Source organism: Luteococcus sp. H91 (genome assembly GCF_038433135.1).
GTDB lineage: Bacteria > Actinomycetota > Actinomycetes > Propionibacteriales > Propionibacteriaceae > Luteococcus.
Genome location: NZ_JBCDMV010000022.1, coordinates 1 through 25,562 on the forward strand (window position 1 = coordinate 1; position 25,562 = coordinate 25,562).

The 25,562-nt window shown below is 68.4% G+C and carries 22 protein-coding genes; 12 read left to right on the forward strand and 10 right to left on the reverse strand.

Annotation, left to right across the window (positions count from 1 at the left end; all coding sequences use genetic code 11):
• Positions 1–145 precede the first annotated feature (145 nt).
• Positions 146–943 (forward strand): thermonuclease family protein, encoded by a 798-nt coding sequence (locus AAEX57_RS11865; protein WP_342092344.1) that lies wholly within the window; start codon positions 146–148, stop codon positions 941–943.
• A 14-nt stretch (positions 944–957) separates the two neighbouring features.
• Here AAEX57_RS11865 and AAEX57_RS11870 read toward each other — a convergent pair whose 3' ends face one another.
• Together AAEX57_RS11870 and AAEX57_RS11875 are read right to left on the reverse strand one after the other, a co-directional pair.
• Positions 958–1,425: a YbhB/YbcL family Raf kinase inhibitor-like protein gene (locus AAEX57_RS11870; RefSeq protein WP_342092345.1), complete on the reverse strand. Its 468-nt coding sequence runs from the start codon at positions 1,423–1,425 to the stop codon at positions 958–960.
• 13 nt (positions 1,426–1,438) lie between these two features.
• A complete protein-coding gene (locus AAEX57_RS11875; RefSeq protein ID WP_342092346.1) occupies positions 1,439–3,994 on the reverse strand; it encodes a DEAD/DEAH box helicase in 2,556 nt (851 codons plus the stop codon).
• Between the two features lie 45 nt (positions 3,995–4,039).
• Between AAEX57_RS11875 and AAEX57_RS11880 the strand changes: the two genes are divergently transcribed.
• Both AAEX57_RS11880 and AAEX57_RS11885 read left to right on the forward strand, forming a co-directional pair.
• Entirely contained in the window at positions 4,040–4,855 is an 816-nt protein-coding gene (locus AAEX57_RS11880; protein ID WP_342092347.1) for a cytochrome c biogenesis CcdA family protein, read from the forward strand.
• A 25-nt stretch (positions 4,856–4,880) separates the two neighbouring features.
• Entirely contained in the window at positions 4,881–5,525 is a 645-nt protein-coding gene (locus tag AAEX57_RS11885) for a bifunctional 4-hydroxy-2-oxoglutarate aldolase/2-dehydro-3-deoxy-phosphogluconate aldolase (protein ID WP_342092348.1), read from the forward strand.
• Between the two features lies 1 nt (position 5,526).
• On the opposite strand, the gene AAEX57_RS11890 is transcribed toward AAEX57_RS11885, so the two are convergent.
• Complete coding sequence (locus tag AAEX57_RS11890; protein ID WP_342092349.1) at positions 5,527–6,363, reverse strand: DsbA family protein; 837 nt, start codon at positions 6,361–6,363, stop codon at positions 5,527–5,529.
• A 188-nt stretch (positions 6,364–6,551) separates the two neighbouring features.
• Between AAEX57_RS11890 and AAEX57_RS11895 the strand changes: the two genes are divergently transcribed.
• From AAEX57_RS11895 to AAEX57_RS11925, 7 genes are all read left to right on the forward strand, one after another.
• Entirely contained in the window at positions 6,552–7,127 is a 576-nt protein-coding gene (locus AAEX57_RS11895) for a TetR/AcrR family transcriptional regulator (RefSeq protein WP_342092350.1), read from the forward strand.
• 83 nt (positions 7,128–7,210) lie between these two features.
• The gene (locus AAEX57_RS11900) at positions 7,211–8,398 is read left to right on the forward strand and encodes an SH3 domain-containing protein (RefSeq protein WP_342092351.1); all 1,188 of its coding nucleotides are present in this window, start codon (positions 7,211–7,213) and stop codon (positions 8,396–8,398) included.
• Positions 8,399–8,421: 23 nt separating this feature from the next.
• Positions 8,422–10,095: a glucose-6-phosphate isomerase gene (pgi, locus tag AAEX57_RS11905; protein WP_342092352.1), complete on the forward strand. Its 1,674-nt coding sequence runs from the start codon at positions 8,422–8,424 to the stop codon at positions 10,093–10,095.
• 110 nt (positions 10,096–10,205) lie between these two features.
• Entirely contained in the window at positions 10,206–10,658 is a 453-nt protein-coding gene (locus AAEX57_RS11910; RefSeq protein WP_342092353.1) for a MarR family winged helix-turn-helix transcriptional regulator, read from the forward strand.
• Positions 10,651–11,514, forward strand: a complete 864-nt coding sequence (locus tag AAEX57_RS11915) for a hypothetical protein (protein WP_342092354.1) — start codon at positions 10,651–10,653, stop codon at positions 11,512–11,514. Before AAEX57_RS11910 ends, AAEX57_RS11915 begins: the two co-directional genes overlap by 8 nt.
• 85 nt (positions 11,515–11,599) lie before the next feature.
• On the forward strand, positions 11,600–14,206 hold the full coding sequence (locus AAEX57_RS11920) for a sucrose phosphorylase (RefSeq protein WP_342092355.1): 2,607 nt from the start codon (positions 11,600–11,602) through the stop codon (positions 14,204–14,206).
• Between the two features lie 26 nt (positions 14,207–14,232).
• Positions 14,233–14,907, forward strand: a complete 675-nt coding sequence (locus AAEX57_RS11925) for a SanA/YdcF family protein (protein ID WP_446721143.1) — start codon at positions 14,233–14,235, stop codon at positions 14,905–14,907.
• 77 nt (positions 14,908–14,984) lie between these two features.
• On the opposite strand, the gene AAEX57_RS11930 is transcribed toward AAEX57_RS11925, so the two are convergent.
• From AAEX57_RS11930 to AAEX57_RS11960, 7 genes are all read right to left on the reverse strand, one after another.
• On the reverse strand, positions 14,985–16,442 hold the full coding sequence (locus tag AAEX57_RS11930; protein WP_342092357.1) for a sugar transferase: 1,458 nt from the start codon (positions 16,440–16,442) through the stop codon (positions 14,985–14,987).
• A gap of 348 nt (positions 16,443–16,790) precedes the next feature.
• Positions 16,791–18,131: a UDP-glucose dehydrogenase family protein gene (locus AAEX57_RS11935; protein ID WP_342092358.1), complete on the reverse strand. Its 1,341-nt coding sequence runs from the start codon at positions 18,129–18,131 to the stop codon at positions 16,791–16,793.
• Between the two features lie 68 nt (positions 18,132–18,199).
• Complete coding sequence (locus AAEX57_RS11940; RefSeq protein ID WP_342092359.1) at positions 18,200–19,021, reverse strand: aldo/keto reductase; 822 nt, start codon at positions 19,019–19,021, stop codon at positions 18,200–18,202.
• A gap of 36 nt (positions 19,022–19,057) precedes the next feature.
• A complete protein-coding gene (locus tag AAEX57_RS11945; protein ID WP_342092360.1) occupies positions 19,058–19,963 on the reverse strand; it encodes an ABC transporter substrate-binding protein in 906 nt (301 codons plus the stop codon).
• The gene (locus AAEX57_RS11950; RefSeq protein WP_342092361.1) at positions 19,960–20,640 is read right to left on the reverse strand and encodes an ABC transporter permease; all 681 of its coding nucleotides are present in this window, start codon (positions 20,638–20,640) and stop codon (positions 19,960–19,962) included. The genes AAEX57_RS11945 and AAEX57_RS11950 overlap by 4 nt, the downstream gene beginning before the upstream one ends.
• Positions 20,637–21,302 (reverse strand): ABC transporter permease, encoded by a 666-nt coding sequence (locus AAEX57_RS11955; RefSeq protein ID WP_342092362.1) that lies wholly within the window; start codon positions 21,300–21,302, stop codon positions 20,637–20,639. Before AAEX57_RS11955 ends, AAEX57_RS11950 begins: the two co-directional genes overlap by 4 nt.
• Positions 21,299–22,111: an ABC transporter ATP-binding protein gene (locus AAEX57_RS11960; protein WP_342092363.1), complete on the reverse strand. Its 813-nt coding sequence runs from the start codon at positions 22,109–22,111 to the stop codon at positions 21,299–21,301. The genes AAEX57_RS11955 and AAEX57_RS11960 overlap by 4 nt, the downstream gene beginning before the upstream one ends.
• A 232-nt stretch (positions 22,112–22,343) precedes the next feature.
• On the opposite strand from AAEX57_RS11960, the gene AAEX57_RS11965 reads away from it, so the two are divergent.
• Both AAEX57_RS11965 and argS read left to right on the forward strand, forming a co-directional pair.
• Entirely contained in the window at positions 22,344–23,885 is a 1,542-nt protein-coding gene (locus AAEX57_RS11965) for a hypothetical protein (protein WP_342092364.1), read from the forward strand.
• A gap of 38 nt (positions 23,886–23,923) precedes the next feature.
• Positions 23,924–25,561: an arginine--tRNA ligase gene (gene argS, locus AAEX57_RS11970; protein ID WP_342092365.1), complete on the forward strand. Its 1,638-nt coding sequence runs from the start codon at positions 23,924–23,926 to the stop codon at positions 25,559–25,561.
• Position 25,562 lies beyond the last annotated feature (1 nt).

The following is a 25,562-nucleotide window of genomic DNA, read 5'->3' on the forward strand; positions in this document are numbered from 1 at the left end:
CCCCCCCCCCCCCCCCCCCCCCCCCCCCCCCCCCCCCCCCCCCCCCCCCCCCCCCCCCCCCCCCCCCCCCCCCCCCCCCCCCCCCCCCCCCCCCCGCGCCACGTCGCGGTTGGGAAAGCACGGCGGCGACTGGCACCATCGGGGGATGCACTCACGGGCCAGGGGAGAGGTCATCGCCGCGCTGCTGGTGGTGGCGCTCTTCTGCGCCATCGTCGGGCCGGTCTGGTGGCGGCGCTGGCGCGACGGGAACCTGACCACCGCGCCCGCCTCCACCGCCCCAGTCAGCCCCTCGGCATCGGAGGCCGTGGTGCGCGCCGGCGTCCTGCGGGTCAGCGACGGCGACACCCTGCAGGTCAAACTGGCCGGCCGCCCCACCACGGTGCGACTACTCAATGTGGACACCCCGGAGATCCACAAGCCCGGCGTCGCCGCGGAATGCCTGGGGCCAGAGGCCCGGCAGGCGCTGACAAAGCTGCTGCCGCGCGGTAGTCAGGTGGAGCTGCTCTACGACGGCCCTCGCACCGACCGCTACGGCCGCACCCTGGCTGCGGTGCGGCTGAGTGACGGTCGGCTGGCGGGCGCCGAACTGGCCCGGCAGGGTTACACCGCCGCGATCGTGGTGCGCCGGGCGGATGCCTGGCATGCCCCCGTCGCCAAGGCACAGGCCGAGGCGATGGCCGCCGGGCGAGGGCTCTACGATCCGGCGATCGGCTGCACCGTGGCCGGTCGGGTCACCACCCGGATTGACGCGCTCAAGCTCCCCGCCGAGCGCAGCCACCTGCTGCAGGAGATCCCCGCCAGCCAGGCACTGCGCGACGAACTCGCGCTACCCGAATCGAAGCAGCCACTGGCGCAGCGCGAGCGCTACCCGGCCGCTTGGCGGCAGGCCCAGGTGGATCGGCTCGACGCTGCGCTGGCCCAGGCCCGCAAGGCCGCGGCCTGACAGCTCGGCCTGACTCAGCTCTCCGCGATCGCGAACATCCCGGTGATGCTGGCGCTGGCCAGCTCGTTGGCCAGGATGGTGAAGCGCACCTGCGCGCTGGTGGCCTCGTCGGGCACCGGCAGCTTGTCGAAGGGCAGGGCGTGCACCGTGTGGATGTAGCGGTGCGCCGGCCCGGGCGGCGGGCAGGGGCCGCCGTAGCCCTCGTAGCCGTAGTCGGTGACCCATTCCCGCACACCGTCGGGCAGCGGACCGCCCTCGGGAACCGAGGTGACGTCGCCGGGCAGGTCGACGGCCACCCAGTGCCACCAGCCGGAACCGGTGGGGGCATCGGGATCGTAGATGGTGATCGCGAAGCTCTGGGTGCCCTCCGGGGCACCGCTCCAGCTGAGCTCCGGGCTGACATTCTGGCCGCCTGCACCCTGCTCGGCATACGTCAGGGCGATGTCGGCGCCTTCGGTGATGGACGTGCTGGTGATTTCCATGACCAGAGCCTAGTCAGTCGATCCGGCTGAAACCCAGCACATGCAGCACCAGTTCCCCGGCCTCGTCGCAGGCATCCAGGTCGATCGAGGCCTGCAGCTGCCAGTCGTGGTCGTGCTCCGGGTCGTCGATGATCTGCGCCACCCGCCAGGTCCGCGGCTGGCCACCCGAACCGCCGAACTTCTCGATCCGCAGCATCTTCGGGCCGCGGGCATCGCCATCGAGCCCCATGTCGTCGTGCTGGTCCCAGTAGGCGCCCAGCGCGGCATCCCAGGCGTCGGCGTCCATCACGACGTCGGGATCGCGGGCCTCCAGCTCGGCCAGCTCGTCCACCTTGTCATAGGCCATCAGCTCGACGCGTCGCCACAGCGCATTGCGCACCAGCACGGTGAAGGCCCGCTCATTGCCGGTCACCGGGTGCCGCTTCTCGGCGGGGTGGGTGAGGGCCTTGAGCCGGCCCTCGGGGTCGGAGTCGGGATCGGTCAGCGCCTCCCACTCGTCCAGCAGGGAGGAGTCGGTCAGCCGGATCACTTCGCCCAGCCACTCCACCAGATCGGTCAGGTCCTCGGTGACGAAGCGCTCCGGGACGCTCTGCCGCAGCGCCCGGTAGGCGTCGGACAGGTAGCGCAGCAGCAGGCCCTCGCTGCGCTGGATCTTGTAGTGCGCGACGTACTCACCGAAGGTCATCGCCCGCTCGAACATGTCGCGCACGATGCTCTTGGGGCTGAGCTGGTTCTCGGTGATCCACGGGTGGCTGGGGCGGTAGGCCTCATAGGCGTGCTCCAGCACGTCGGCCAGCGGCTTGGGCCACTCGACGTCCTCCAGCGCCTCCATCCGCTCCTCGTAGTCGTAGCCGTCGGCCTTCATCTCGGCGACAGCCTCACCACGGGCCTTGTACTGCTGCTGGATCAGCACGAACATCGGGTCTTCCAGCGTCGCCTCGATGATGCTGACCAGATCCAGCGCGTAGTCCGGCGATTCGGCGTCCAGCAGGTCGAAGGCCGCCATCGCGAAGGCGCTGAGCGGCTGGTTCAGCGCGAAATTGTCCTGCAGGCTCTCCGCCAGTTCGTAGCGACGGCCCGACGGATCCGGCGGGTCCAGCCGGGCGACCACCTCGGCCTGGATCAGTGACCTGCCCAGCGCCACCGCGCGTCGCTTCAGCTGGCGCTGGGTGCGCTCGTCGGCCACCGACTCCTCGATCAGGTGCACCACGGCTTGGGCCGTGTCCTCGTCGCGCTCCACCAGGTTCAGCAGCATCGCATTGCTGATCTTCATCCGGGCGTGCAGAGTCTCGGGCACCGAGTCGATGAGCTTGGCAAAGCCCTCCTCGGTGTAGTTCACGAAGCCCTCCGGCGGCTTCTTGCGCTGCACCTTGCGCTGCTTCTTGGGATCATCGCCGGCCTTGGCCAGCGACTTGGTGTTCTCGACGACGTGCTCCGGGGCCTGCGCCACCACATAGCCGACGGTGTCGAATCCGGCCCGACCGGCCCGCCCGGCGATCTGGTGGAATTCCCGGCTGCGCAGGGTGCGCATCCGGCGGCCGTCGAACTTGGTCAGGGCGGTGAACAGCACGGTGCGGATCGGCACATTGATCCCGACGCCCAGGGTGTCGGTGCCGCAGATCACCTTCAGCAGACCCTGCTGGGCAAGGGTTTCCACCAGACGTCGGTAGCGCGGCAGCATCCCGGCGTGGTGCACGCCGATCCCGGCACGGACCAGCTTGCTCAGGGTCTGCCCGAAGCCGCCCGCAAAGCGGAAGTGGCCCATCGCTTCGACGATCGCATGCCGCTCCTCGGTGCTGACCAGCTTCACGCTGAGCAGTGCCTGCGCCCGCTCCAGCGCCGCGGCCTGGGTGGAGTGCACGATGTAGACCGGCGCCTCGCCGCTGCGGACGATCTCCTCCACCGTCTCGTGGATCGGGGTGAGCGCCCAGCGGTAGACCAGCGGCACGGGGCGCACGGCATCGGCGATCACCGCGGTCTGTCGGCCGGAGCGACGGGTGAGGTCCTTGCTCAGCTGCGAGACATCGCCCAGGGTGGCGCTCATCAGGATCTGCTGCGCCTGCGGCAGTTCCGTCACGCCCACCTGCCAAGCCCAGCCACGATCCGGGTCGGCGACGAAGTGGTACTCGTCCATCACCACCTGGGTGACGTCGGCGGTCCGCCCCTCGCGCAGCGCGATGTTGGCCAGGATCTCCGCGGTGCAGCAGATGATCGGCGCATCCGCATTCACCGAGGCGTCGCCGGTGACCATTCCGACATTCGTCGCGCCGAAGACGTCGCACAGGGCGAAGAACTTCTCGCTGACCAGGGCCTTGATCGGCGCGGTGTAGAAGCTGACCCCGTCGGTGGCCAGGGCGGAGAAGTGTGCGGCCAGCGCGATCAGGCTCTTGCCGGAGCCCGTCGGCGTCATGACGATGGCATTGTTGCCGCTGAGGATCTCCAGGATCGCCTCCTCCTGGTGCGGGTACAGCGTGATGCCGGTGCTGCTGGCCCAGGTGGTGAAGGCTTCGTAGATGGCGTCGGGTCCGGGATTGGAGCCCAGGGCGGGGAGCTGGTCGATGAGGCGCATGTTGGCTCCATCGTCCCATGTCCGACGCCAGCTAGCCTTGGCCGCATGGGCCAGACCAGTTTCGCCGTCGCCTTCCTGGGCGGCCTCGCCGCGCTCTTCAGCCCGTGTGCCGCGATGCTGCTGCCCAGCTTCTTCGCCTTCGCCTTCAACCGCACGGGCACCATGGTGGGGCGGCTGCTGCTCTTCCTGACCGGCCTGCTGGCGGTGATGGTGCCGCTGGGGCTGGCCGCCGGTTCGCTGGGGCAGGTGCTGGCGCGCGACGCCGGCACGCTGCTGCGGATCGGAGGCGTCGTGCTGGTGGTGCTCGGCCTGGTCACCGCGGCCGGACTCAGTCTCCCGATGCCCGGTCTGGCACGTGGCCGACGCACGGATCCGGCCACCCCGCTGGCGATCCTGGCCCTGGGCGCCAGCTACGGCCTGGCCAGCGGCTGTACCGGGCCGATCCTGGGATCGGTGCTGACCCTGGCCGCGATGGGCGGCAAACCGCTGTTGGCGGGGCTGATGATGGCCGTCTACGCGCTGGGGATGGCGCTGCCACTGATGCTGATCAGCCTGCTCTGGGACCGCTTCCGGCTGGGGGAGCGGGCCTGGTTGAGACCCCGTCCGCTCGGTCTGGGGCCCGTGCACACCACCGTCAGCCAGCTGGTCACCGGCCTGGTCTTCGTCGCGCTGGGCATCTTCCTGCTGGTCACCGGCGGGCAGTCCGGTGGACTGCTGGATGCCACCAGCCAGTTCCACCTGGAGAACCGGCTTGCCACCTGGGGGCGCAGCATTGGCGACCTGCCGCTGGCCATCGGGCTGATTGCGCTGGTCGGCGGGCTGACCTGGCTCTGGCTGGGTGAACGCGACCGGCAGCGGTGAACACCGGTGCGGCAAGATGGCTGTCATGAGCACCAACCACGACGTCGCCCAGCCCGCCCCGCTGCCCGATCTGCTGCTGCGCGGCAAGCTGGTTGCCACCCTGCCCGACCGGGCGATGCCGTCGCTGGTGGCCGCCGTCGAAGTGATGGTGCAGGAGGGAATCCAGGCGCTCAGCCTGCCCGTCTCCCACGTCGAGCAAGTCTCCCGGCTGCGCGGCATCTTCGGGCCCAGGGCCAGCGTCGGTGTGCACGATGTGGCCGGTCCGGATGACCTGGCGGGGGCACTGGACGCTGGTGCCGACTTCGTCAGCCTGTGCGGCCCGGACGGGGAGCTGGTGGCCCGCGCCAAGGGGGCCGGCTGCCCGGTGCTGGTCGCCGCCCTCACCCCTACCGAGGTGCGCGCCGCGTGGCAGCTCGGGGTCTCCGGCGTCGTGGTGGTGCCGGCCGAGGTGATGGGCTCCGGCTACCCCGAGGCCCTGGTGGCACTGGCCCCCGAGGCGACGATCTGCGCCCGCGGCGGCCTGGGCGCCTACTCCGCCCGACGCTGGGCCGAAGCCGGCGCGGTGGCGCTGTGGCTGGACGAAGCGCTGATCGGCGACGCCTTCACCAGCGGATCCCTGGGAGGCCTGCGCGAGCGCTGCCAGACCTTCCGCACCGCCGTCGACGACTGAACTACTTCTTGCCACCGTTCTGTTCGATCACCTGGCTGAAGACCTCCAGAGGCTGCGCGCCGGACAGGTAGGTGGTGTTGATCACGAAGGCCGGGGTGCCGTTCAGACCCAGCTTGCGGGCCTCGGCGTCGTCCTTGGCGACGGCGGCCCGGGTCTCGGCGCTGGTGGACTCCTTGGTGAACCTGGCCAGATCGGGGACTCCCGCGGTCTTGGCGAAGGCCAACAGATCGGCCTGCTTGATGGTGGGGTGACCGCTGGTGGGCGCCTTGGCGTGCACCGCGTCGTAGAACTCCCAGAACTTGCCCTGGTTGCCGGCCGCCCGGGCGGCCATGGCGGTGTTCAGTGACTCGACGCCGAAGAGCACCAGATCCCGGTGCTCGATCCGCAGGCTGCCGGAATCGATGTAGGGCTGCAGCTTGGGCGCGGTCTCGCGGGACCAGACGGAGCAGAAGGGGCAGCGGAAGTCCGACCACTCGATCATCACCACCGGCGCGTCCACCTTGCCCTTGGCGGTGGGATCCTCCGGGGCACGACGCGGCAGCTTCTTCATGGCGGCGATCGCCTCGGGATTCTGCGACGGTTGTGCCTCGGCCGCTGGCTCGGCGGAGCCGGAGGCGACGGGTTGGGCGGAGGCGGGCTGCTGGGCGCGCAGACTCTTCAGTTCGCTGCTCTGGGTGGCGAGCATGGCCGCCAGCACGACGCTGAGGGCGGTGAGCATTGCCACCAACACCCACGGCAGGCGGTTGGATGAGGTCTGGGGCGACGGGGTGGAGCTGGAGCCGTGCTGCCAGCCGGAGTTCGGCTGGGGGGTGGGGTCGCTCACGGGTTGCTGGGCCATGGCCCAACCCTATCCGGGTCGCGGCCAGGGCCAGGTGGACGGATGACTTGGGCAAAGGTCTGAGCTCACCCCGGGTATCGCCCGCCGGAAGTCGCGACAAGCGGCTTTGCGATGCAAGACTGGAGCGACCGCAGCAGCCCGGCGCGGGGGCGTCGGGTCCACGGGGGCTGCGAGTTGGAGGTACCGGCATGACCAGAATGAGTTTGGCGGAGCGTCGGCACAAGCTGATCGCTGCGGCCCTCACGGTGATTCGGGAACAGGGGTTGGCCTCGGCCACCACCCGGGCGATTGCGGCCGAGGCCGGGATGCCGTTGGCAAGTTTCCACTACGCCTTCGAGTCCCACCAGGCACTGCTGCGGGAGGCGATGACCACGCTCCAGGAGTCGGAACGGGAGCGGCTGGAGGGGCTCGAGATCCACGGGGACTCGCTGGAGGCCCTGTGCAACGGCGTACTGGAGCAGCACCTGGCCGACGTCGTGGCCCGACGGGATGTGCATCTGGGACTGCTCGAGTTGGTGGACCAGGCATTGCGGTCGCCGGAGCTGCGTTCCCTGCCGGCCGAGTGGCGCGCCGCGCGGGTGACCCTGCTGGCTGACAAGATCGACGCCATCCACGGCGGCGCCGAGCCCGGTGATGGGGCACGGCTCGCCGATGCCCTGCTGATGGTGGTCGACGGGGTCACGATGCGCTACCTGAGCACCGACGATGAGCAGGGGACGCGGCGGGCAATGGGGGCCTGGCTACGCCAAGCAGTGCTGGCGTGAACGTCGCCTGAGACAGTTTTGGGAATCTCTCAGACTTTCTTTACAATTGTCTCAGGAAAAGCTCCCATAACGAAGGACACGACGTGACCGACCCGGACCGCGCCCAGCTCGAGAACCCCGACGACACCAGCGCCGAGGCGATCCCTGATGGCGAGGACGGCTTCCAGGATGAACCCCGTCGCGTCCGACAGTTGATCGCGCCCCTTGCCCTCGTCGCCGGACTGGCCATTGCCATCGGCGGCGCCGTGCTGCTTCCCAGCTCCGCGAGTGAGGACATGGCGGAATCCTCCGGTCCTCGCGCCACCACGGCCCAGCCGCAGCCGCTGACCCGGTCGACGGCTCGCCCCACGCTGTCTGCGACGCCGAGTGCATCGGCGACCCCCAGCGCGACGCCCACGGCGACCCGGACTCCGTCGGCGACCCGCACTCCGTCCCCGACCCGCACCGCCACCTCCAAGGTGGCCTCCTCGGTCAGGACCTCCGCCAGCGCCACGCCGAGTGCGACGGCTACCCCGACGGTCCGTTCGACGCCGAGCGCCAGCACGGAGACCGTCATTCCGCTGAGCGACGTCGTGGGCACGCGCTACGCCACCGAGGTGCTCAACGTGCGCCGTCAGCCGAGCATCGAGTCCAAGAAGATCGGCACGATCGGCCTGGGCGACGAGGTCAGCGTCACCGACCTGCGTCGGGACGGCTGGCGTCAGGTTTCCTTCGATGGCGCGCCCGGGTGGGTGCGTTCCAGCTACCTCAGCTTGGCCAAGCCCAAGGATGAGGCGCAGGCTGTGGCCACGCCGAGCCGCACCACGCTGGCTGCCAGCGACGAGGAGTCGGATGACAGCTCCCCGCGGCGCGAGAGCCGGGCCAGGGTTTCGGGGTCCAGTGACCAGTCCACCGCCGCGCGTGCCGTCAAGAAGACCGGCTCCGCCGCCTGTGCTTCCAGCTCCGTGGAGTCCGGCCTGACCGGCGCCGCCGTCTCCGTGCACCGGGCCGTGTGCTCCACCTTCCCGTCGATCACCAATTTCGGCGGTTCCCGCGGCTCCGGCGATGCCCATGGCAGCGGCCGGGCCCTCGACGTGATGGTCAGCGGCGACGCCGGCTGGCAGGTGGCCCGCTGGGCCCGCGCCAATGCCTCCAGCCTGGGCATCACCGAGGTGATCTACTCCCAGCAGATCTGGACCACCCAGCGCGCTGGCGAGGGCTGGCGTTCCATGGGTGACCGCGGCTCGGCCACGGCAAATCACTTCGACCACGTTCACATCACCGTCGGCTGATCCTCGTCGGTAGGCTGGTGGCCATGACGACTCCGGTTGATGCCACCACCACGTCCGCCTGGACGGACCTGACCACGCTGCACGACGCGTTCACCCCCGATCTCAAGGGTGCCTTCGCCAGCGATCCCGAGCGAGCCCAGCGCTACACCTTCGACGCGGCAGACCTGCACGTCGACCTCTCCAAGAACTTCCTCGACGATGACGTCCTGGCCGCGCTGCTGAAGCTGGCCGACGAGGTTGACCTGCCCGGCCGTCGCGAGGCGATGTACACCGGCGAGCACATCAACGTCACCGAGGATCGCGCGGTGCTGCACACCGCGCTGCGCCTGCCCAAGGACGCCGAGCTGACCGTTGACGGTCAGGACGTGGTGGCCGACGTGCACGAGGTGTTGGACAAGATCTACGTCTGGGCCGACAAGGTCCGCAGCGGCGAGTGGAAGGGCGTCACCGGCAAGCCGATCACCACGGTGGTGAACATCGGCATCGGTGGCTCCGATCTTGGCCCCGTGATGGTCTACGAGGCGCTCAAGCCCTACAAGACCGGCCCCGACGCCCGCTTCGTCTCGAACATCGACCCCAATGACTGCGCGGAGAAGGTTGCCGACCTGGATCCGGAGCAGACGCTGTTCATCGTCGCCTCCAAGACCTTCACCACCCTTGAGACCCTCACCAATGCCCGGATGGCGCGTGACTGGCTGCTGGCCAAGCTGCAGGAATCCGGGGCCATCGACGGTTCCGAGGAGCAGGCCAAGGGCGCCATCGCCAAGCACTTCGTCGCCGTCTCCACCGCGCTGGACAAGGTGGAGGCCTTCGGCATCGATCCGACCAATGCCTTCGGCTTCTGGAACTGGGTGGGCGGCCGTTACTCGGTGGATTCCGCCGTCGGCACCTCGGTGATCGTCGCCATCGGCAAGGAGAACTGGCAGGACTTCCTGGCCGGCATGCACGCCATGGACGTGCACTTCCGCGAGACCGAGGCAGCCAAGAACGTCCCGCTGATCATGGGTCTGCTGAATGTCTGGTACACCAACTTCTTCGGCGCCGAGAGCCACGCCGTGCTGCCCTATGCGCAGTACCTGCACCGCTTCGCCGCCTACCTGCAGCAGCTCACCATGGAGTCCAATGGCAAGAGCGTCCGCTGGGACGGCACGCCGGTCACCACCGGCACCGGCGAGATCTTCTGGGGAGAGCCCGGCACCAATGGCCAGCACGCCTTCTACCAGCTCATCCACCAGGGCACCAAGCTGATCCCGGCCGACTTCATCGCCGTCGCCAACCCGGCGCACGCGACGAAGGATGGCGACGTGGACGTGCACGAGCTCTTCCTGTCGAACTTCTTCGCGCAGACCGCGGCGCTGGCCTTCGGCAAGACCGCCGACGAGGTGCGCGCCGAGGGCACCGCGGAGCACATCGTCCCGGCCCGAGTCTTCGCCGGCAACAAGCCCACCACCTCGATCATGGCCCCGGCCCTGACCCCGGCCGTGGTCGGCCAGCTGATCGCCCTCTACGAGCACATCACCTTCGTGCAGGGCATCGTCTGGGGCATCGACTCCTTCGACCAGTGGGGCGTGGAGCTGGGCAAGCAGCTCGCCATGAAGATCGCCCCCGCCGTCCAGGGCGACGAGGAAGCCAAGAAGCAGCAGGATTCCTCCACCCGGGCGCTGATCGACTACTACCTGGCGCAGCGTTCCAAGTGAGCTAACCTCCGGTTCGACGCCAGAGGCGCCCCGTCCTCGCATCGGAGGGCGGGGCGCCGTCGTTGGCTGGCACTCGGGAAGTGTTATACAACTAGTTGTACACTGGGGCCATGACGTGGAACTCCACTGCCGAACAGGTCTTTGGCCACACCATCCTTCTGAGCAACCGGATCCAGCGGCTGACGGATGTGACCGTCGGCCCTGATCTCACGGGCAAGCAGTGGCTGACGCTGATCGTCCTGCGCAGCCTGGAGCAGCCGGTGACGTCGGTCCGGCAGGTCGCCGACATCATGGGCACCAGCCACCAGAACGTCACCAAGATGGTCGCGACGCTGGCGGACGCCGGCTGGGTCGAGCGACGACGCTCCAGCGACCGGCGCAAGTGGGAACTCATCGTCACGCCGCGCGCCGAGACCTGGCTCGCCGAGCATGCTGAACTGGGCGAGAGCCTGCTGCGAGAACTGTTCGACGGCCTCTCCCTCGCGGATCTGGCCACCACGCTGGCGACGCTGGAACGCGGCGTCACCCAGGCCGACGAGATGCTGGCGACCCGCCATGCGTGAGATTCCCGGCGCGACCCGCCGCCTGGTCTGGGCCTCCACCGCCCTGACGGCCATCTGGTGCCTGATCGCCGTCGCCACCTACCGCCCTGGCCACGAAAGCACGCTCGTCAACCGCTACGGGCAGAGCGTCGAGATCTTCGGCGCCGGCCTCTACGCCCGCGAATCCGTGCTCAGGGCGGGGATCTTCACCGGCGTGGACGCGGTCAACCTGCTCGCCTGCCCCCTGGTTCTCCTTGCCCTGCGTCGGGCCGACCGCCGCGCGTGGCGACTCGTGCTGATCGCCCTGCTGGCGGGGTCGACGTACTACACGCTCAGCCTCGCCGCCGGCTCCACCTACTACTACGGAGCCCTGCTGCAGTACGCCATGCTCGGCACGACGACGTTCGCCTTCGTCGGGGTCCTGCTCGCCACCGATCGCGATGACCTCGCCGCCCACAACTCGTGGCAGCTGCCGTGGCGAGCGTTGACGGTCTTTCTCGCGCTCGGCGGCGTGGCACTCGTCGTCGCGTGGCTGCCCGACATCGTCGCGTCGTGGGGCAACCACGCAACCCTCTCCATGGCCGAGGTCTATTCGACGGAGATCACCTACGCCCTGGACATGGGCATCGTCGGCCCGATGATCCTCGTCACGGCCGTCGAACTGCGCCGACGCACCGGCCTGGGGCTCGTCCTGGGTGCGAGCGTCTTGGTCGTGTGCGTCGCTGTTGCCGTCCAGAGCATCGGCGGAGCAGTCCTGCTCTGGCCGGTCTACCGGGAACTCGGCGTGGCGCAGGTCGTGACGAAGATCGTCGTGTTCATCGTGCTCGGCGTCGTCGGCGGCTGGCTGCTGGCCCGGCTCCTGCGCGCCCAGCGCTGACGGGGCACGCAGCGGCCGTGATCACTGCCGGGAGTCAGTGACGCTGGCTAGGCTGGGTGCACGCACCACAGAATGGGGACACCTCATGAGCGACGCTGACTTCAGCCTGCCCACCATCACCGACACCGCCGCCATCCCCACCGGGGACATGCCCGGTGACAAGGTGCAGATCGGCGAGGACCATGTGGCCAAGGCCACCACCATCTTCGGCGAGCTGTGGCCGCAGCTGCAGCAGATCCTGGCCGACTCCCCGCACCGGCGCGCGGTGATCTCGGTGCACGGCGGCTCCGGTGTCGGCAAGTCGGAGACCGCCTCGGTGCTGGCCGAATTCCTGCGCCACAACGGTCTGGGCAGCTATGTGCTCAGCGGGGACAACTACCCCCGTCGGATTCCGCGGGACAACGACGCGGAGCGGCTGCGGGTCTTCCGCAGCGAGGGCCTCAAGGCCCTGGTGGCCTCTGGCGGCTACGACGAGCAGGCCAAGCAGACGCTCGCGCAGCTGCAGGCGAATGACCGCGACGCCGACCCGGCGCGGCGCGCCGAGAACCCCTGGTTGGCGGCCTACCAGGGTGGCGGAGCCGCGGCGCTGGAGCGCTACCTGGGCAGCGAGCAGGAGATCGACTTCGCCGAGGTCAGCGGCATTCTGGCCGCCTTCCACGGCGGCGCCGAGAGCCTGCACCTCAAGCGGATGGGTCGCGAGCTGGACCAGCTCTGGTATGACGACGTCGACGTGCGCGAAACCCAGGTGCTGGTGATCGAGTGGACCCACGGCAATTCGGCCAACCTGCATGGCGTCGACCTCGCGATCCTGCTGAACTCCACCCCGGAAGAAACCCTGGCGCATCGTCGTTCCCGGGCCCGCGACGGTGCCACCGACAGCCCCTTCACCACGATGGTGCTGGAAATCGAGCAAGATCATCTGCATGCCCGGGCGCCACATGCCAAGATCATCATCAACAAGGCGGGCGAGATCATCAGCCACGCGGACTACCTGAAGAGCATGGGCGCGGACCTGCCCGAGCCCGGCGCCATGATCAACTTCTACCCGGACAGCATGGGCGGAACCCTGGGCGACGAGGTGGACTTCCTCACGGATCCCGCCGTCGCCGGGGCCTTCACCAGCGCCTACGTGCTGCCCAGCGTCTTCAACACGGACTTGGACCGCGGCTTCTCGGTGATCGACTACGACCTGTCCACCACCTACACCCGCCCCGGTGACCTGGAAGCCCTGCGCGCGGCCGGGATCAAGCTGAAGTTCGACTTCATCCTGAACCACGCCTCCGTGCTGAGTCCCCAGTTCCAGGACCTGCTGGCCAAGGGGGCACGCAGCGAGTACGCCGACTTCTTCATCGACTGGAATGCCTTCTGGGAAGGCCATGGCGAGATGACGCCCGAGGGGTACGTCCAGCCCGACGCCGAGCTGATCAAGGACATGTTCTTCCGCAAGCCGGGCCTGCCGATCCTGATGGTGCGGATGCCCGACGGCACCGAGAAGCCCTACTGGAACACCTTCTACCAGGAGGTTCGCTACACCGCTCCGGATGCGCAGACGCTGATGGGGGTGGCCGGGCTGCAGTACCAGACCGCGGTGCGGCTGGCCGAGAGCATCAAGGGAGCCCTCGACGAGGGAATGTCCCCGTCGGACATGGCAGTTGATCTTGGTGCCGATGTTGATCTTGAACAGTGGAATGATGTCGTCGAGCACCTGGAGGCTGGCCGGCGCTACCTGGGCCAGATGGACCTCAACATCAACAGCCCCAAGGTCTGGGACTTCTATGCCGACGTGCTGGACAAGCTGGCGGGCTATGGCGCCGAGATCGTCCGGCTGGACGCCTTCGCCTACGCCCCCAAGGAGCCGGGGGAGAAGAACTTCCTCAACGATCCCGGCACCTGGCAACTGCTGGACCAGGTCAACCAGCTGGCCACCGAGCGCGGCCTGAAGCTGCTGCCCGAGATCCATTCCCGTTATGAGGAGAAGATCCACGAGCTGATCAGCCGCAAGGGCTACCTGACCTACGACTTCTTCCTGCCCGGCCTGGTGATCGACGCCCTGGAGAGCAAGAACGCCGGCCATCTGAAGGCCTGGATCGCAGAAATCCTGACCAAGCAGCTGCGCACGGTGAACATGCTGGGCTGCCACGACGGCATCCCGCTGCTGGACCTCAAGGGCCTGCTGACCGACGACGAGATCGACGCGCTGATCGCCACCGTCAAGGGCCGCGGCGGCTACGTCAAGGACCTGCACGGCGAGAAGAAGATGTACTACCAGGTGAATGCCACCTACTACTCGGCGCTGGGGGAGAGCGACGACGCGATGCTGCTGGCCCGCGCCATCCAGCTCTTCATGCCCGGCAAGCCCCAGGTCTGGTACCTGGACCTGTTCGGCGGCCGCAATGATCATGCGGCCGTCGAGCGGGCCGGGGCCGGCGGGCACAAGGAGATCAACCGCACCAACCTGTCGGCCGAGCAGATCGGCGAGCTCCTGGCCGCCCCGCTGGTGCAACGCCAGATGGAGTTGCTGCGCTTCCGCAACAGCTTCGGCGCCTTCGGCTGGGATGCTGAGTGCACGGTGGCCGAGACCGCCGCCGACACGCTGCAGATCACCTGGCGCAAGGGTGACCACGTCGCCGAGCTGGTGGCCAACCTGGCAGACCAGAGCTTCACCATCACCGCTGACGGCGAGGCCATCTGATGGCCCGCTGGGGACGCCGGCGCAAGGTGGTGGTGGCCGTGGCCGCCGTCGCCACCGTGACGCTGGGCGTCCCCTGGCTGGCCCTCACCGCCGGCTCGGCTGGCCGGACGGACTCGGTTGAGGAGTACGCGGACTCCGGCCAGCGGGCCGATGTCGCGTTGGTGCTGGGGGCCCAGGTGAATCCGGACGGCCGCCCATCGCGCTATCTGAAGGGGCGGCTGGACACGGCGGCCGAGCTCTACCGTCGCGGGCTGGTGAAGGTGCTGCTGGTCAGCGGGGACAACGGCGAGGAGCACTACAACGAGCCGGAGGGGATGAAGCGTTACCTGGTGGAGGCGGGCATTCCGCCGGCCGCCGTGGTGATGGACTTTGCCGGTTTCGACACCTACGACTCCTGCGTGCGGGCCAAGAAGATCTTCGGCGTGGACCGGCTGGTGGTGATCAGTCAGGGCTATCACCTGCCCCGTGCCGTCACCACCTGCCGGCTGGTCGGCGTCGACGCGCACGGGGTGGGGGACTGGAGCGTGCAGGCCACGGGTCGCTTCCAGAATGTGCCGGTGCTCTGGCGACTGGGTTGGACCCGCTTCGCGGTGCGCGAGCTGCCCGCCAGTTACAAGATGCTCTGGGATGTGGGATCGCGTCGTACTCCGACGCTGGGAGACCCGGAGCCGGGCGTCCGCGACGCAGTGGCGGGTCGCTAGACAGCACCGCGCCGCCAGCCCGGGAGAGGCTGGCGGCGCGTCCAGTGGGTGGTGCTGGATTGTGGGGGACGGGCTTGTCAGTAGGCGCCGTCGGAGGCGAGCACGGCCTTGACCGTCTGCGCCAGGATCGACAGGTCCTGGGTCATGGACCAGTTGTCGACGTAGTAGAGATCCAGCCGGACCGTGTCGTCCCAGCTCAGGTTGGAGCGGCCGGAGACCTGCCACAGGCCGGTCAGGCCGGGACGCACCTCGAGGCGTCGGTTGACGTGCGGCGCGTAGAGGGCCACCTCCTTGGGCAGCGCCGGGCGGGGGCCGATCAGCGACATGTCACCGCGAACCACATTCCATAGCTGCGGCAGTTCATCGATGGAGAAGCGCCTGATGAAGTGGCCCACCTTCGTGATCCGCGGATCATTCTCCATCTTGAACATCACGGCATTGGGGCCCTGGTTCTGCAGGGACTTGAGGATCTCCTCGGCATTGGTGACCATCGAACGGAACTTGAGGCATTCGAAGTGCTCGCCGTTCTTGCCCACCCGCACCTGCTTGAAGATCACCGGGCCGTGGTCGTCGAGCCAGATGGCCAGCGCGGTGGCGATCATGATCGGGCTGATCGCCAGCAGGATCAGGGATGCGAAGACGATGTCGAACAGGCGCTTGCCCCAGCGGCCCGCCTGCTGGGTGGTGGGCGGCTCCACCAACACCAGCGGGATGCCGGCGACGGGCCGCACCTGGATGCGCTGGCTGGCGATGTCGGTCAGGGCAGGGGCCACCACCATCTGGCAGTGGTGGGATTCCAGCTGCCAGGCCATCCGGCGGAAGCCGCGCGACGACGGGAAGGAGCCGTTGGCGAAGATCACGATGTCGATGTCCCGCGAGTCCACCACGTTCAGGGCCTCGTCGACGGTGCCGAGCACCGGCAGGTCCAGGTCTCCACGGGCGACGCCCTCGGGCAACAGGGCACCGACGACGTAGTAGCCCAGCCAGGTCTCGCGCTGGGCGACGGTGAGGATCTCCTGGATGTTCTCCGGGTTGCCGGCCAGCACGACGCGGCGGGTCAGCCAGCTCCTGCGGCGCAGGATGTGGATCACCCGGCGCACCATCCAGCGGGTCAGAACCAGCATGGGCGTCCCGATCAGGAAGAGCAGGATGTAGAAGCCGCGGGACAGGTCGAACTTGGTCAGGTAGCAGACGATGCCGATGAAGGCGGCCGCCATCAGGCTCGAGTGCATGGTGCGGGCGTACTCGTCGGTGCCGGTGCCGAGGTTCTTGTCGGAATAGGCCCCGACGCTGAACAGGCAGGCCACCCAGATGAGCACGGCCAGCGGCCAGATGGTCGAGACGCTGTAGTGCACCTGGGACAGGTCCTGGAAACCGGGCACCAGATTCCGGAAGGCCAGCGCGATCAGCGTCGACAGCAGGATCGTGAGCGTGTCGGTGACCACCAGGATCCACGGCGCGAAGGCGCGCGAACGATGGGTGACCCGGCGCGGAATCCGCAGCCTGGTCGGGCTGACATTGTTCTTCAACAGCATTGTGTGCTCCACCCCTGGAGACGGGCGGTCATCAAGGGGCGGATGCACAGGTTCGTGCCGCACTCTTGACTCCCCCGAGTTAAGACAGTTCTGTCGTGGGCGGGCCCACGCCAGGTGTAGCTGGCTCAGCGCATATTCTCCCGATACGCATTGCCCCCGAACTACGATCCGGACTCTACCGTCGAGGGTGTCGCTGAGGCACCCTCAGGAATGCGGGGGCACCAAACAGAACCACCGGACAATGCCCGTCTTCCGGCTCGCAACCGCTTGCCAGAGTTGACTTGCGGTGTTTGGGGTGAATGCCAATGCAGGCAGTAAATGAGTGTCGGTACTCAGCAGGCTTTCAGCTCACCAGGTGGAGACGCCGCGGCCCATTCCCTGGTAGTGCCAGCCGGCCGCAGTCCACTGCCGCGGGTCGAGCACATTGCGGCCGTCGATGATGTGCGCCTCGCGCACCCGCGGACGCATCTCCTCGGGATCGAGCTCGGTGAAATCCTTCCATTCGGTGAGCACCATCACCACGTCGGCATTCTTCACGGCCTGCTCCACGGTGTCGACGACGTGCAGATCCGGTCGGGCTCGACGCAGGGCATCCCCCGCGGCCGGGTCGGTGATCACCACGTCGGCGCCGCGCGCCCACAGTCGGGTCGCAATGTCCAGTGCCGGCGAGTCGCGCAGGTCGTCGCTGTCCGGCTTGAACGCAGCCCCCAGCACCGCCACCTTGCGGCCCACCAGGCGGCCACCGAACAGGTCCGCGGCCATCTCCACCGCCGTCTCCCGGCGTCGCAGGTTGATCGCATCCACCTCTCGCAGGAAGGTCAACGCCTGGTCCACGCCCAGCTCGCCGGCCCGGGCCATGAAGGCCCGGATGTCCTTGGGCAGGCAGCCGCCGCCGAAACCGATCCCGGCGCGCAGGAACTTCTTGCCGATCCGGTCGTCGTAGCCGATCGCCTCCGCCAGCTTGGTGACATCTGCACCCGTGGCGTCACACAGCTCCGCCATCGCGTTGATGAAGCTGATCTTGGTGGCCAGGAAGGAGTTTGCCGCCACCTTCACCAGCTCGGCGGTGGGGTAGTTGGTCACCAGCCGCGGGATCTGCTCGGCCAGCAGCTGCGCATAGCACTCGTCCAACAGGTCCTTCAGCTGCTCGCCCTGCTCCCGGTCCTCCGGCAGGCCGTAGACGATCCGATCGGGGTGCAGCGTGTCCTGCACCGCAAAGCCTTCCCGCAGGAATTCCGGATTCCACACCACGGCGATGTTCTTGCCCGAGGCGGCGCAGCGCTGTTCGATCTGCTCCGCGGTGCCCACCGGCACGGTCGACTTCCCGGCGATCAGCACGGGGCGGTCATCCTGCGGCTGGGCATGGGTCAGCACGCTCTCCACCGCGGCCTCCACATAGCTCAGGTCGGCGGCATAGCGGCCCTGCATCTGCGGGGTGCCGACACCGATGAAGTGGATCTGGCAGTCCGCGATCTCCGCCGGATCGGTGGTGAAGCGCAGCCGGCCGGAGTCCACATTGCGCTTCAGGACCTCAGGGAAACCCGGCTCGTGGAAGGGGCTCTCACCGCGGGCGAGTTTGTCCACCTTGGCCTGGTCGACATCAAGGCCGATCACCTCGTGGCCCAACTCGGCCATGCACGCAGCGTGCACGGCGCCCAGATACCCGCAACCAATTGTGGACAGACGCATGATGACACCCTAGCGATCCCGGGTTTCTTGCGGGTGAACAAGTCTCCCCGGGCTCGCAGGGATGTCTCTCAGAAGTCGGCCTCGGCCGGGTTGGCCCCCATCCGGTTGTCCGAGGCGATGGCGGAGATGGCCTGCATGTCGGCGTCGTCCAGCTCGAAACCGAAGGCGTCGAAGTTGGCGGCGATCCGCTCGGGGGTGACCGACTTGGGGATCACCACATTGCCCAGCTGCAGGTGCCAGCGGATGATCACCTGGGCCGTCGTGGCCAGGTGCTTCTCCGCGATGGTGCCGATCACGTCGTGGGTGAGGTCCTTGCTCTGGCCCAGTGGGCTCCACGCCTCGGTGATGATGCCGCGTTCGGCGTGGGTGGCGCGCAGCTCGGCCTGCTGCCAGGTCGGGTGCAGCTCCACCTGGTTGATCACCGGGGTCTCACCGTTGAGCGCATCCAGGTGCTCGACGTTGAAGTTGCTGACGCCGATGCTGGTCGCCAGGCCCTCGGCCTTGAACTGCTGCATGGCATCCCAGGCCTCGATGTAGGCGTCGCCGAACTTCACGTTGGCGGGCCAGTGGATCAGGTAGAGGTCGACGTGGTCCAGGCCGAGCTTGGTCAGGCTGGTCTCGATCGCCTCCCGGGCGTCGGCGGCGTGGTGCTTGTCATTCCACAGCTTGGTGGTGATGAACAGCTCCTCACGGGGGATGCCGGATTCGGCAATGGCCTTGCCGACGCCCTCCTCGTTGCCGTAGATGGCGGCGGTGTCGATGTGCCGGTAACCCACCTCGAGGGCCTTGGCGACGGCGGGGGTGGCCTGGTCGTTCTCCACCTGCCAGACGCCGAAGCCCAGCTGGGGGATCTGCTTTCCGTCATGCAGGGGGGTGAAGGGGACGTTCATGGTTCTCCTTGGGTTGGGGTGGAGTCCAGGGCAGGGTCAGTCGACGATGCCTTGGGCGGCCAGCCACTGCTTCGCGATCACCGCGGAGCTCTGTTGCTTGCCGACACTCAGGGTATTCAGTTCCACCAGCTCGTCGGTGGTGAGCCGGCTGGTGACCAGGGCGATCACCGAGGCCGCATCGGCGCCGACCCGGGAGGAGGCCACCGGAACCACATTCTGCGGCAGCACCAGGTTCTTCGGGTCCTCCAGCGTGACCAGGCCCTTGGCCTTGATCGACGGATCGGCGGAGTAGATGTCGGCCACCTGCACCTTGCCGTCGGTCAGGGCCTTGACCGTCAGCGGACCACCCGAATCCTCCACCGGCAGCACGGTCGCCTGCACACCGTAGGCGGATTTCAGTCCGGCCGGGCCATAGGGGCGCTTGGTCAGCTCCGAATTGCCGGCAAGCTTCACCGGACCCAGCTTGGCCAGATCGGCGACGGTCTTCAGGCCGTGCTTGCGGGCGGTCTCGGCGGTCACATTGAAGGAGTCCTGGTCGCTGGCGGCGGCCGGTTCCAGCACCATCAACCCCGTCGGGGCCTTCTGCCGCAGCGCGGTGACGATCTGCGGCGTGGTCTTCGCCGTCGAGCCCTTGTCGTAGTACTGCAGCAGGTTGCCGGCATATTCGGGCATCAGGTCGATCCGTCCGCTCGCCAGCTCGGGCAGGTAGATCTCCCGCTGGCCGATCTGGTAGCTGCGCTTGATCGTCCACCCGCGCGATTCCAGCGCCTGGGCAAAGAGCTCGGCGATGATCTCGTTGGAGTAGTACTGCTGCGATCCGATCGTCAGGTTCTTCGACGCCGGACCGGCATCGCCGGACTGCTTGGTGCCCAGCGGATCACTGCTGGCGCAGCCGCTGAGCAGGAGCAGCGCGGCGAGCAGGGCGGCAAGGGTGCGTCTCATGTCATCTCCCGGGGGTTCGGGGTGGGGTGGGCTCGACGGAGCAGCCGTTCGGCGGTCTCGAAGCAGAGCTCCAGGGCGATGGCCAGCGCCATCACCAGGATCGAGGCGGCCAGCATCATCGGATAGTCCTGCGTCTTGAGGCCCAGGAAGAGATCCCGGCCCAGGCCACCGGCGCCGACATAGGCGGCCAGGGTGCCGGTGGAGACCACCTGCAGGGTGGCGGAGCGCAGCCCGCCCACCAGCAGCGGCAGGCCCAGCGGGATCTCGACGTGGCGCAGCACTTGCCATTCGGTCATGCCCTGCGCCCGGGCCGCGTCGACGGTGGTGGGGTTGACTGCCTCGACGCCGGCATAGGCGCCTGCCAGCACCGACGGGATGGCCAGCAGAACCAGCGCGATCATCGGGGCCCTCAGCCCGACGCCCAGCCACAGCCCCAGCAGCGTGACCAGACCCAGGCTGGGCAGGGCGCGGGCGGCGCCGGAGCTGCCGACGGCCAGGTTGCGGCCCCGGCCGGTGTGCCCCACCAGATAACCCAGCGGAACGGCTACCAGTGAGGCCAGCAGCACGGTGGCGACGGTGTAGAGCAGGTGCTCCAGCAGGTGGGTGGGCCAGCCGGCCGGGCCGTGCAGATTGGCGGGGTCGGCCAGCCAGGCCAGGGCTTCGCGGACGAAGTTCATCGGTCCACCTCCCGCGCCGGGGCCGGCTTGGCCGAACGGTTCCACGGCAGCAGGAGCCAGCCCAGGCCCACCAGGACGGCGTCCAGCAGCCAGGCCAGGGCGACCGTCACCACGATGCCGGTGAGGACCTCGGCCAGGATGCCGCGCTGGAAGCCGTCGGTGAACAGCTGACCCAGGCTGGGCACCCCCAGCAGGGCGCTGACCGTGACCAGGCTGACGGTGCTGACCGCCACCACCCGCAATCCGGCCAGCATCGACGGGCCGGCCAGCGGCAGCTGCACGGCGAAGAAACGCCGCAGCGCGCCGTAGCCCATCGCGGTGGCGGACAGATTGGGCCCTTCACCCACGGCATCCAGGCCGTCGGTGGCCGAGCGCACCATCAGTCCGAAACCGTAGAGGGTCATGGCGGCGATCACATTCCACCGGTCCCGCACGGTGGTGCCGATCAGCATCGGTAGCAGCACGAACAGCGGCAGGGACGGGATGGCGTAGACCAGGCCGGAGATGGCCACCAACGCGGCCCGGCCGGGGCGGAAGCGGTGCGCGACCCACGCGACCGGAAGCGCCAGCAGGAAGCTCAGCACCACGGCGGGCAGGGCCATCAGCAGGTGCGACCACGCCTGCTGGCCAATCATCGGCAGGTTGTCCAGCACCCACCTCATGCGAGCCTTCCCGCCGGGCGGCCCAGCGAATCCACCACCAGGGTGCCGTTGGGCCCCTCCTGCAGGTGCAGGTCCAGCTCGCCCCGGTCCAGCCCGAGGAAGGAGGCGACGAAGTCATCTGCCGGGGCGGACACCAGCTCGGCGGGGGTGCCGGTCTGGGCCACCTGACCGCCCTTCTTCAGCAGCACGATCTGGTCGCCCAGGGCGATCGCCTCGGCGATGTCGTGGGTGACGAAGAGCACCGTCTTGTGCAGGTCGTCCTGGATCCGGCGCATCCATGCCTGCAATTCGGCCCGCACCAGCGGGTCGACGGCGCCGAAGGGCTCATCCATCAACAGGATGTTGGGCTCGCTGGCCAGTGCGCGGGCCACGCCCACCCGCTGCTGCTGGCCACCGGAGAGCTGGGCCGGCCAGCGCCGCGCCATCGCCTGGTCCAGCCCCACCAGGTCCATCAGTTCCATGGCCCGCTGGTGCGCCTGCTTCTTGCCGACGCCGTTCAGCCGGGGCACCGTGGCGATGTTGTCGATCACCCGTCGGTGCGGCAACAGTCCGGAATTCTGCATCACGTAACCGATCCGGCGACGCAGCTTCACCGCATCGGTGCCGGCGATGTCCTCGTCGTCGATCAGCACCCGGCCCTCGGTGGGTGCGACCATCCGGTTCACCATCCGCAGCAGCGTGGTCTTGCCGCACCCGGAAGAACCGACCAGCACCGTGGTGCGGCCGGTGGGAACCACCAGACTGAAGTCGTCGACGGCCATGGTGCCGTCCGGATAGCGCTTGGTGACGCCGTCGAACTCGATCCCCATGCTGCTCCCTTCCTGGTGAGCACGTGCTCTCCATTCAACGCGGTGCCACCGACAGAAATTCCTGAGTGGGAGCGCCTGAGCCGCGTCAGCGGATAATCTCTGCGCACAGGTTTCGGCCAAGACACTTGCGGGGGCGAGCGTGAGCAACACGGTACGAGGAATACCCACGTGGATTCCAGCGGGAGCGGGGGAATTGTCGGCCCAGGTGCACCTGCCCGAGGGAGGCGAGGCCGTGGGAATCGTCGTCCTGGTGCCGGCAATCGACCGGGAATCCGTGATCGCAGCCCGATCCTGGAACATCCTGGGGCGTGAGCTGGCGCGATCCGGCCACGCGGTCGTTCGGTTCTCGCTGCGCGGCGACGGGGATTCCAGCGACCTACCGGACGCAGACGTGCTCGCGGCCTGGCAGCAGGATGTGCGATCCGCGATCGACCTGGCAGAGGCCCTGTTGCCCGGGGTAGCCGTCACGTTGGTGGGTCTTCGCGTGGGAGCGAGCCTCGCGGCGGCGATCGAGGATCCCCGGATCGGACACCGCTTGCTCTGGGAACCGGTGTCGGGGCGTCGCTATCTTCGCGCCCAGCAAGCGCTGCGGTCGATCACCGTGGCCGAGCCCACCGTGGATGATGCTGTCGAACTGGCGGGGGAGTCGTACACGGCGGAGCAGGCCGCCAGCATCGGTCGGCTGAAGGCCCCGGGCGACGGGGCCAACATCCGTCGCGAAACGGACCGGGAGGTGGCGGCTCGGCTCCATGCGTGCATCACCCGCGATGCGCGGGTACCGCGGGGGGCCATCGCGGAGATCTGTGCCTCGCTGCCGCGGGTTCGCCCGCGAGCGCTCGAGCGCTGGGCCCCGAAGGCGATCGCGACACACCCGGTTGCGTCGGGAGCGGTCCGGGAGCATCGCGTCGTGGTGGGGCCACACCAGCTGCCCGGGATCTTCACCGAGGGCAGCCAGGCCCAAGGCACGCGTGCGGTGCTCTTCTGCGCGGCGGGTTCCGAGCCGATGGACGGCCCCACCGGGCTGTGGACCCGGACCGCGCGGGACCTGGCCTTGGTGGGGGTGAGCTCTTTGCGAGTGGATCGTCGCGGCGTCGGTGAGGTGCTCGACGAGACGCAGGACCAGGAGCCCAATCCCTACCGCGTGACCTGCGCGGAGGATCTTGCGGAGGGGATTGGCCACTTGCGCAGCATGGGCTTCGACGACATCAACACGATGGGGCTGTCCTCGGCGGGCTGGAGCTTCTGCCACGCCGCCGCGATCGAGCCGCCGGATCGGATCGTGATGATCAACAATGTGGGCTGGCATCGCGACGAATCGCGCTACCGCAACATCTTCCAGCAGACCCGGCTGGAACGGCTGCTGGGCAGCGGGATTCCCACCGGTGACGAGGTGACTGCGGCCCCGCCGTCGGCGTGGAAGCGAACCCTCAGAGGGGCCCTCAAGACGTTCCGCGATGGAACTATGGCGCGCCTTCCGCGTCCGCTGTGGGTGCTGTTGTCCCGGATGGGCATCGTGATGGATCCGGAGCCCCTGCTCTGCCTGGTGCCGCCTGGCACCCGGCTCACGCTGTTGCTGGGGGAAGCCGACCAGCCGAAGTGGGAGGGCGTACATGGGCCCCGCTGCGCCGCGCGGCTCGGTGCGCGGGGGTACCGGATCGAGGTGCTGACCTGTCCGGAAATGGATCACTCGCTGTTGTCCCGACGGGGACGCCTGGCGATGCGGCGCTGGGCCACCGAGGCGTTCGGTCAGGGGCAGTCGCCCAGCGGTGGCTGAGGCGAGGTGTCCGCTGGGCGCGTGAGAGAATGTGCGACATGTCTTCTCTGCCCTCACAGCTCACCGATCGGGTCCAGGCCGTCACCGGCATCGATCCGGAGATGCGTCCCGCCACCAAGCCGCAGTTCGGCCACTTCCAGTCGAATGTTGCACTGCGCCTGGCCAAGACCGAGGGCAAGCCGCCGCGGGAGGTGGCCGCAGCCATCGTCGAGAAGCTCGATCTGGCCGATCTGTGCGAGCCGTTGGAGATCGCCGGCCCCGGCTTCATCAACTTCCGGATCAAGTCCTCGGTGCTGGCCGCCACCGCCAGCGAACTGCTGGCCGACGAGCACGCGGGCATCGCGCAGGTCGACGAGCCGCAGCGCGTCGTGATCGACTACTCCGCCCCAAATGCCGCCAAGCAGATGCACGTCGGCCACCTGCGCTCCACCATCATCGGTGACTGCTTCAACCGGGTGCTGAGCGCCCAAGGGCATACCGTCATCCCGCAGAACCACATCGGTGACTGGGGCCGGCAGTTCGGCATGCTGGTGGAGCAGACCATCGACGAGGGGCTGGATCTCAACACGCTGGACCTGGCCGGTGCCGAGGCGCTGTACATGCGCGCCAATGCCCACCTGAAGAGCGACGAGGCCTTCGCCACCCGCTCCCGGGATCGCGTCGTCAAACTGCAGGCCGGTGACCCCGAGACGATCGCCATGTGGGAGAAGCTGATCAGCATCTCCAAGGCCGGTTTCGAGAGCACCTATGCCCGGCTCGGGGTGCTGCTGCAGCCCAAGGACTACGCCGGTGAGAGCATCTACAACGCGGTGCTGCCCGAGGTCTGCGAAGACCTGGAGAGCCGCGGGATCGCGAAGGTTGACCAGGGCGCGCTGGCGGTCTTCGTGGACGGCTACGAGGCGCCGGCCATCATGCGCAATTCCCAGGGTGGCTACGGCTATGACGTCACCGACGTCGCCGCGGTGCGCTACCGGGTGGACGAGCTGAAGGCCAACCGGCTGGTCTACGTCGTGGGCTCCGAGCAGACCCACCACTTCAAGCTGATCTTCGGCGTCTGCCGCAAGGCCGGCTACCTGCCCGACGCGGTGCGTGCCGAGCACGTCGGCTACGGCATGGTGCTGGGCACCGACGGCAAGAAGTTCTCCACCCGGGAGGGCACGGCCGTCCACCTGGACGACCTGTTGGACGAGGCCGAGCAGCAGGCCGCGCCGAACATCGCCCTGGCCGCCATCAAGTACGCCGATCTCAGCTCCGGGCTGCAGAAGGACTACACCTTCGACGCGGAGCGGATGACCGCCACCACCGGCGACACCGGCCCCTACCTGCAGTACGCGCACGCCCGGATCTGCCAGATCATGCGTAAGGCCGAGGCGGAGCAGGTCACCGTCCCGGAGCGGATCACCGTGCTGGACGAGCCCGCCGAGCAACAGCTGGCGCTGTTGCTGAGCCGCTTCGGGGAGATCGTCGACGACGTCGCCGAGACCCTCCAGCCGCACAAGCTGTGCGGCTACCTGTACGAGCTGGCCGGCGCCTACTCCACGTTCTACGAGCAGTGCCCGGTGATGAAGTCCGAGGGGGAGGTGCGCGGCAGCCGACTGGCGCTGTGCGTCGCCACCCGCACCGTTCTGGCCCGCGGCCTGTACCTGCTGGGGATCGACGCGCCCGAGCGGATGTGAC

Excerpts from the sequence above, each read along its gene's own strand:
- AAEX57_RS11865 (WP_342092344.1), top strand. The coding sequence starts at position 146 with ATGCACTCACGGGCCAGGGGAGAGGTCATCGCCGCGCTGCTGGTGGTG.
- AAEX57_RS11870 (WP_342092345.1), bottom strand. The coding sequence starts at position 1,425 with ATGGAAATCACCAGCACGTCCATCACCGAAGGCGCCGACATCGCCCTG.
- AAEX57_RS11875 (WP_342092346.1), bottom strand. The coding sequence starts at position 3,994 with ATGCGCCTCATCGACCAGCTCCCCGCCCTGGGCTCCAATCCCGGACCC.
- AAEX57_RS11880 (WP_342092347.1), top strand. The coding sequence starts at position 4,040 with ATGGGCCAGACCAGTTTCGCCGTCGCCTTCCTGGGCGGCCTCGCCGCG.
- AAEX57_RS11885 (WP_342092348.1), top strand. The coding sequence starts at position 4,881 with ATGAGCACCAACCACGACGTCGCCCAGCCCGCCCCGCTGCCCGATCTG.
- AAEX57_RS11890 (WP_342092349.1), bottom strand. The coding sequence starts at position 6,363 with ATGGCCCAGCAACCCGTGAGCGACCCCACCCCCCAGCCGAACTCCGGC.
- AAEX57_RS11895 (WP_342092350.1), top strand. The coding sequence starts at position 6,552 with ATGACCAGAATGAGTTTGGCGGAGCGTCGGCACAAGCTGATCGCTGCG.
- pgi (WP_342092352.1), top strand. The coding sequence starts at position 8,422 with ATGACGACTCCGGTTGATGCCACCACCACGTCCGCCTGGACGGACCTG.
- AAEX57_RS11910 (WP_342092353.1), top strand. The coding sequence starts at position 10,206 with ATGACGTGGAACTCCACTGCCGAACAGGTCTTTGGCCACACCATCCTT.
- AAEX57_RS11915 (WP_342092354.1), top strand. The coding sequence starts at position 10,651 with ATGCGTGAGATTCCCGGCGCGACCCGCCGCCTGGTCTGGGCCTCCACC.
- AAEX57_RS11920 (WP_342092355.1), top strand. The coding sequence starts at position 11,600 with ATGAGCGACGCTGACTTCAGCCTGCCCACCATCACCGACACCGCCGCC.
- AAEX57_RS11930 (WP_342092357.1), bottom strand. The coding sequence starts at position 16,442 with ATGCTGTTGAAGAACAATGTCAGCCCGACCAGGCTGCGGATTCCGCGC.
- AAEX57_RS11935 (WP_342092358.1), bottom strand. The coding sequence starts at position 18,131 with ATGCGTCTGTCCACAATTGGTTGCGGGTATCTGGGCGCCGTGCACGCT.
- AAEX57_RS11940 (WP_342092359.1), bottom strand. The coding sequence starts at position 19,021 with ATGAACGTCCCCTTCACCCCCCTGCATGACGGAAAGCAGATCCCCCAG.
- AAEX57_RS11945 (WP_342092360.1), bottom strand. The coding sequence starts at position 19,963 with ATGAGACGCACCCTTGCCGCCCTGCTCGCCGCGCTGCTCCTGCTCAGC.
- AAEX57_RS11950 (WP_342092361.1), bottom strand. The coding sequence starts at position 20,640 with ATGAACTTCGTCCGCGAAGCCCTGGCCTGGCTGGCCGACCCCGCCAAT.
- AAEX57_RS11955 (WP_342092362.1), bottom strand. The coding sequence starts at position 21,302 with ATGAGGTGGGTGCTGGACAACCTGCCGATGATTGGCCAGCAGGCGTGG.
- AAEX57_RS11960 (WP_342092363.1), bottom strand. The coding sequence starts at position 22,111 with ATGGGGATCGAGTTCGACGGCGTCACCAAGCGCTATCCGGACGGCACC.
- argS (WP_342092365.1), top strand. The coding sequence starts at position 23,924 with ATGTCTTCTCTGCCCTCACAGCTCACCGATCGGGTCCAGGCCGTCACC.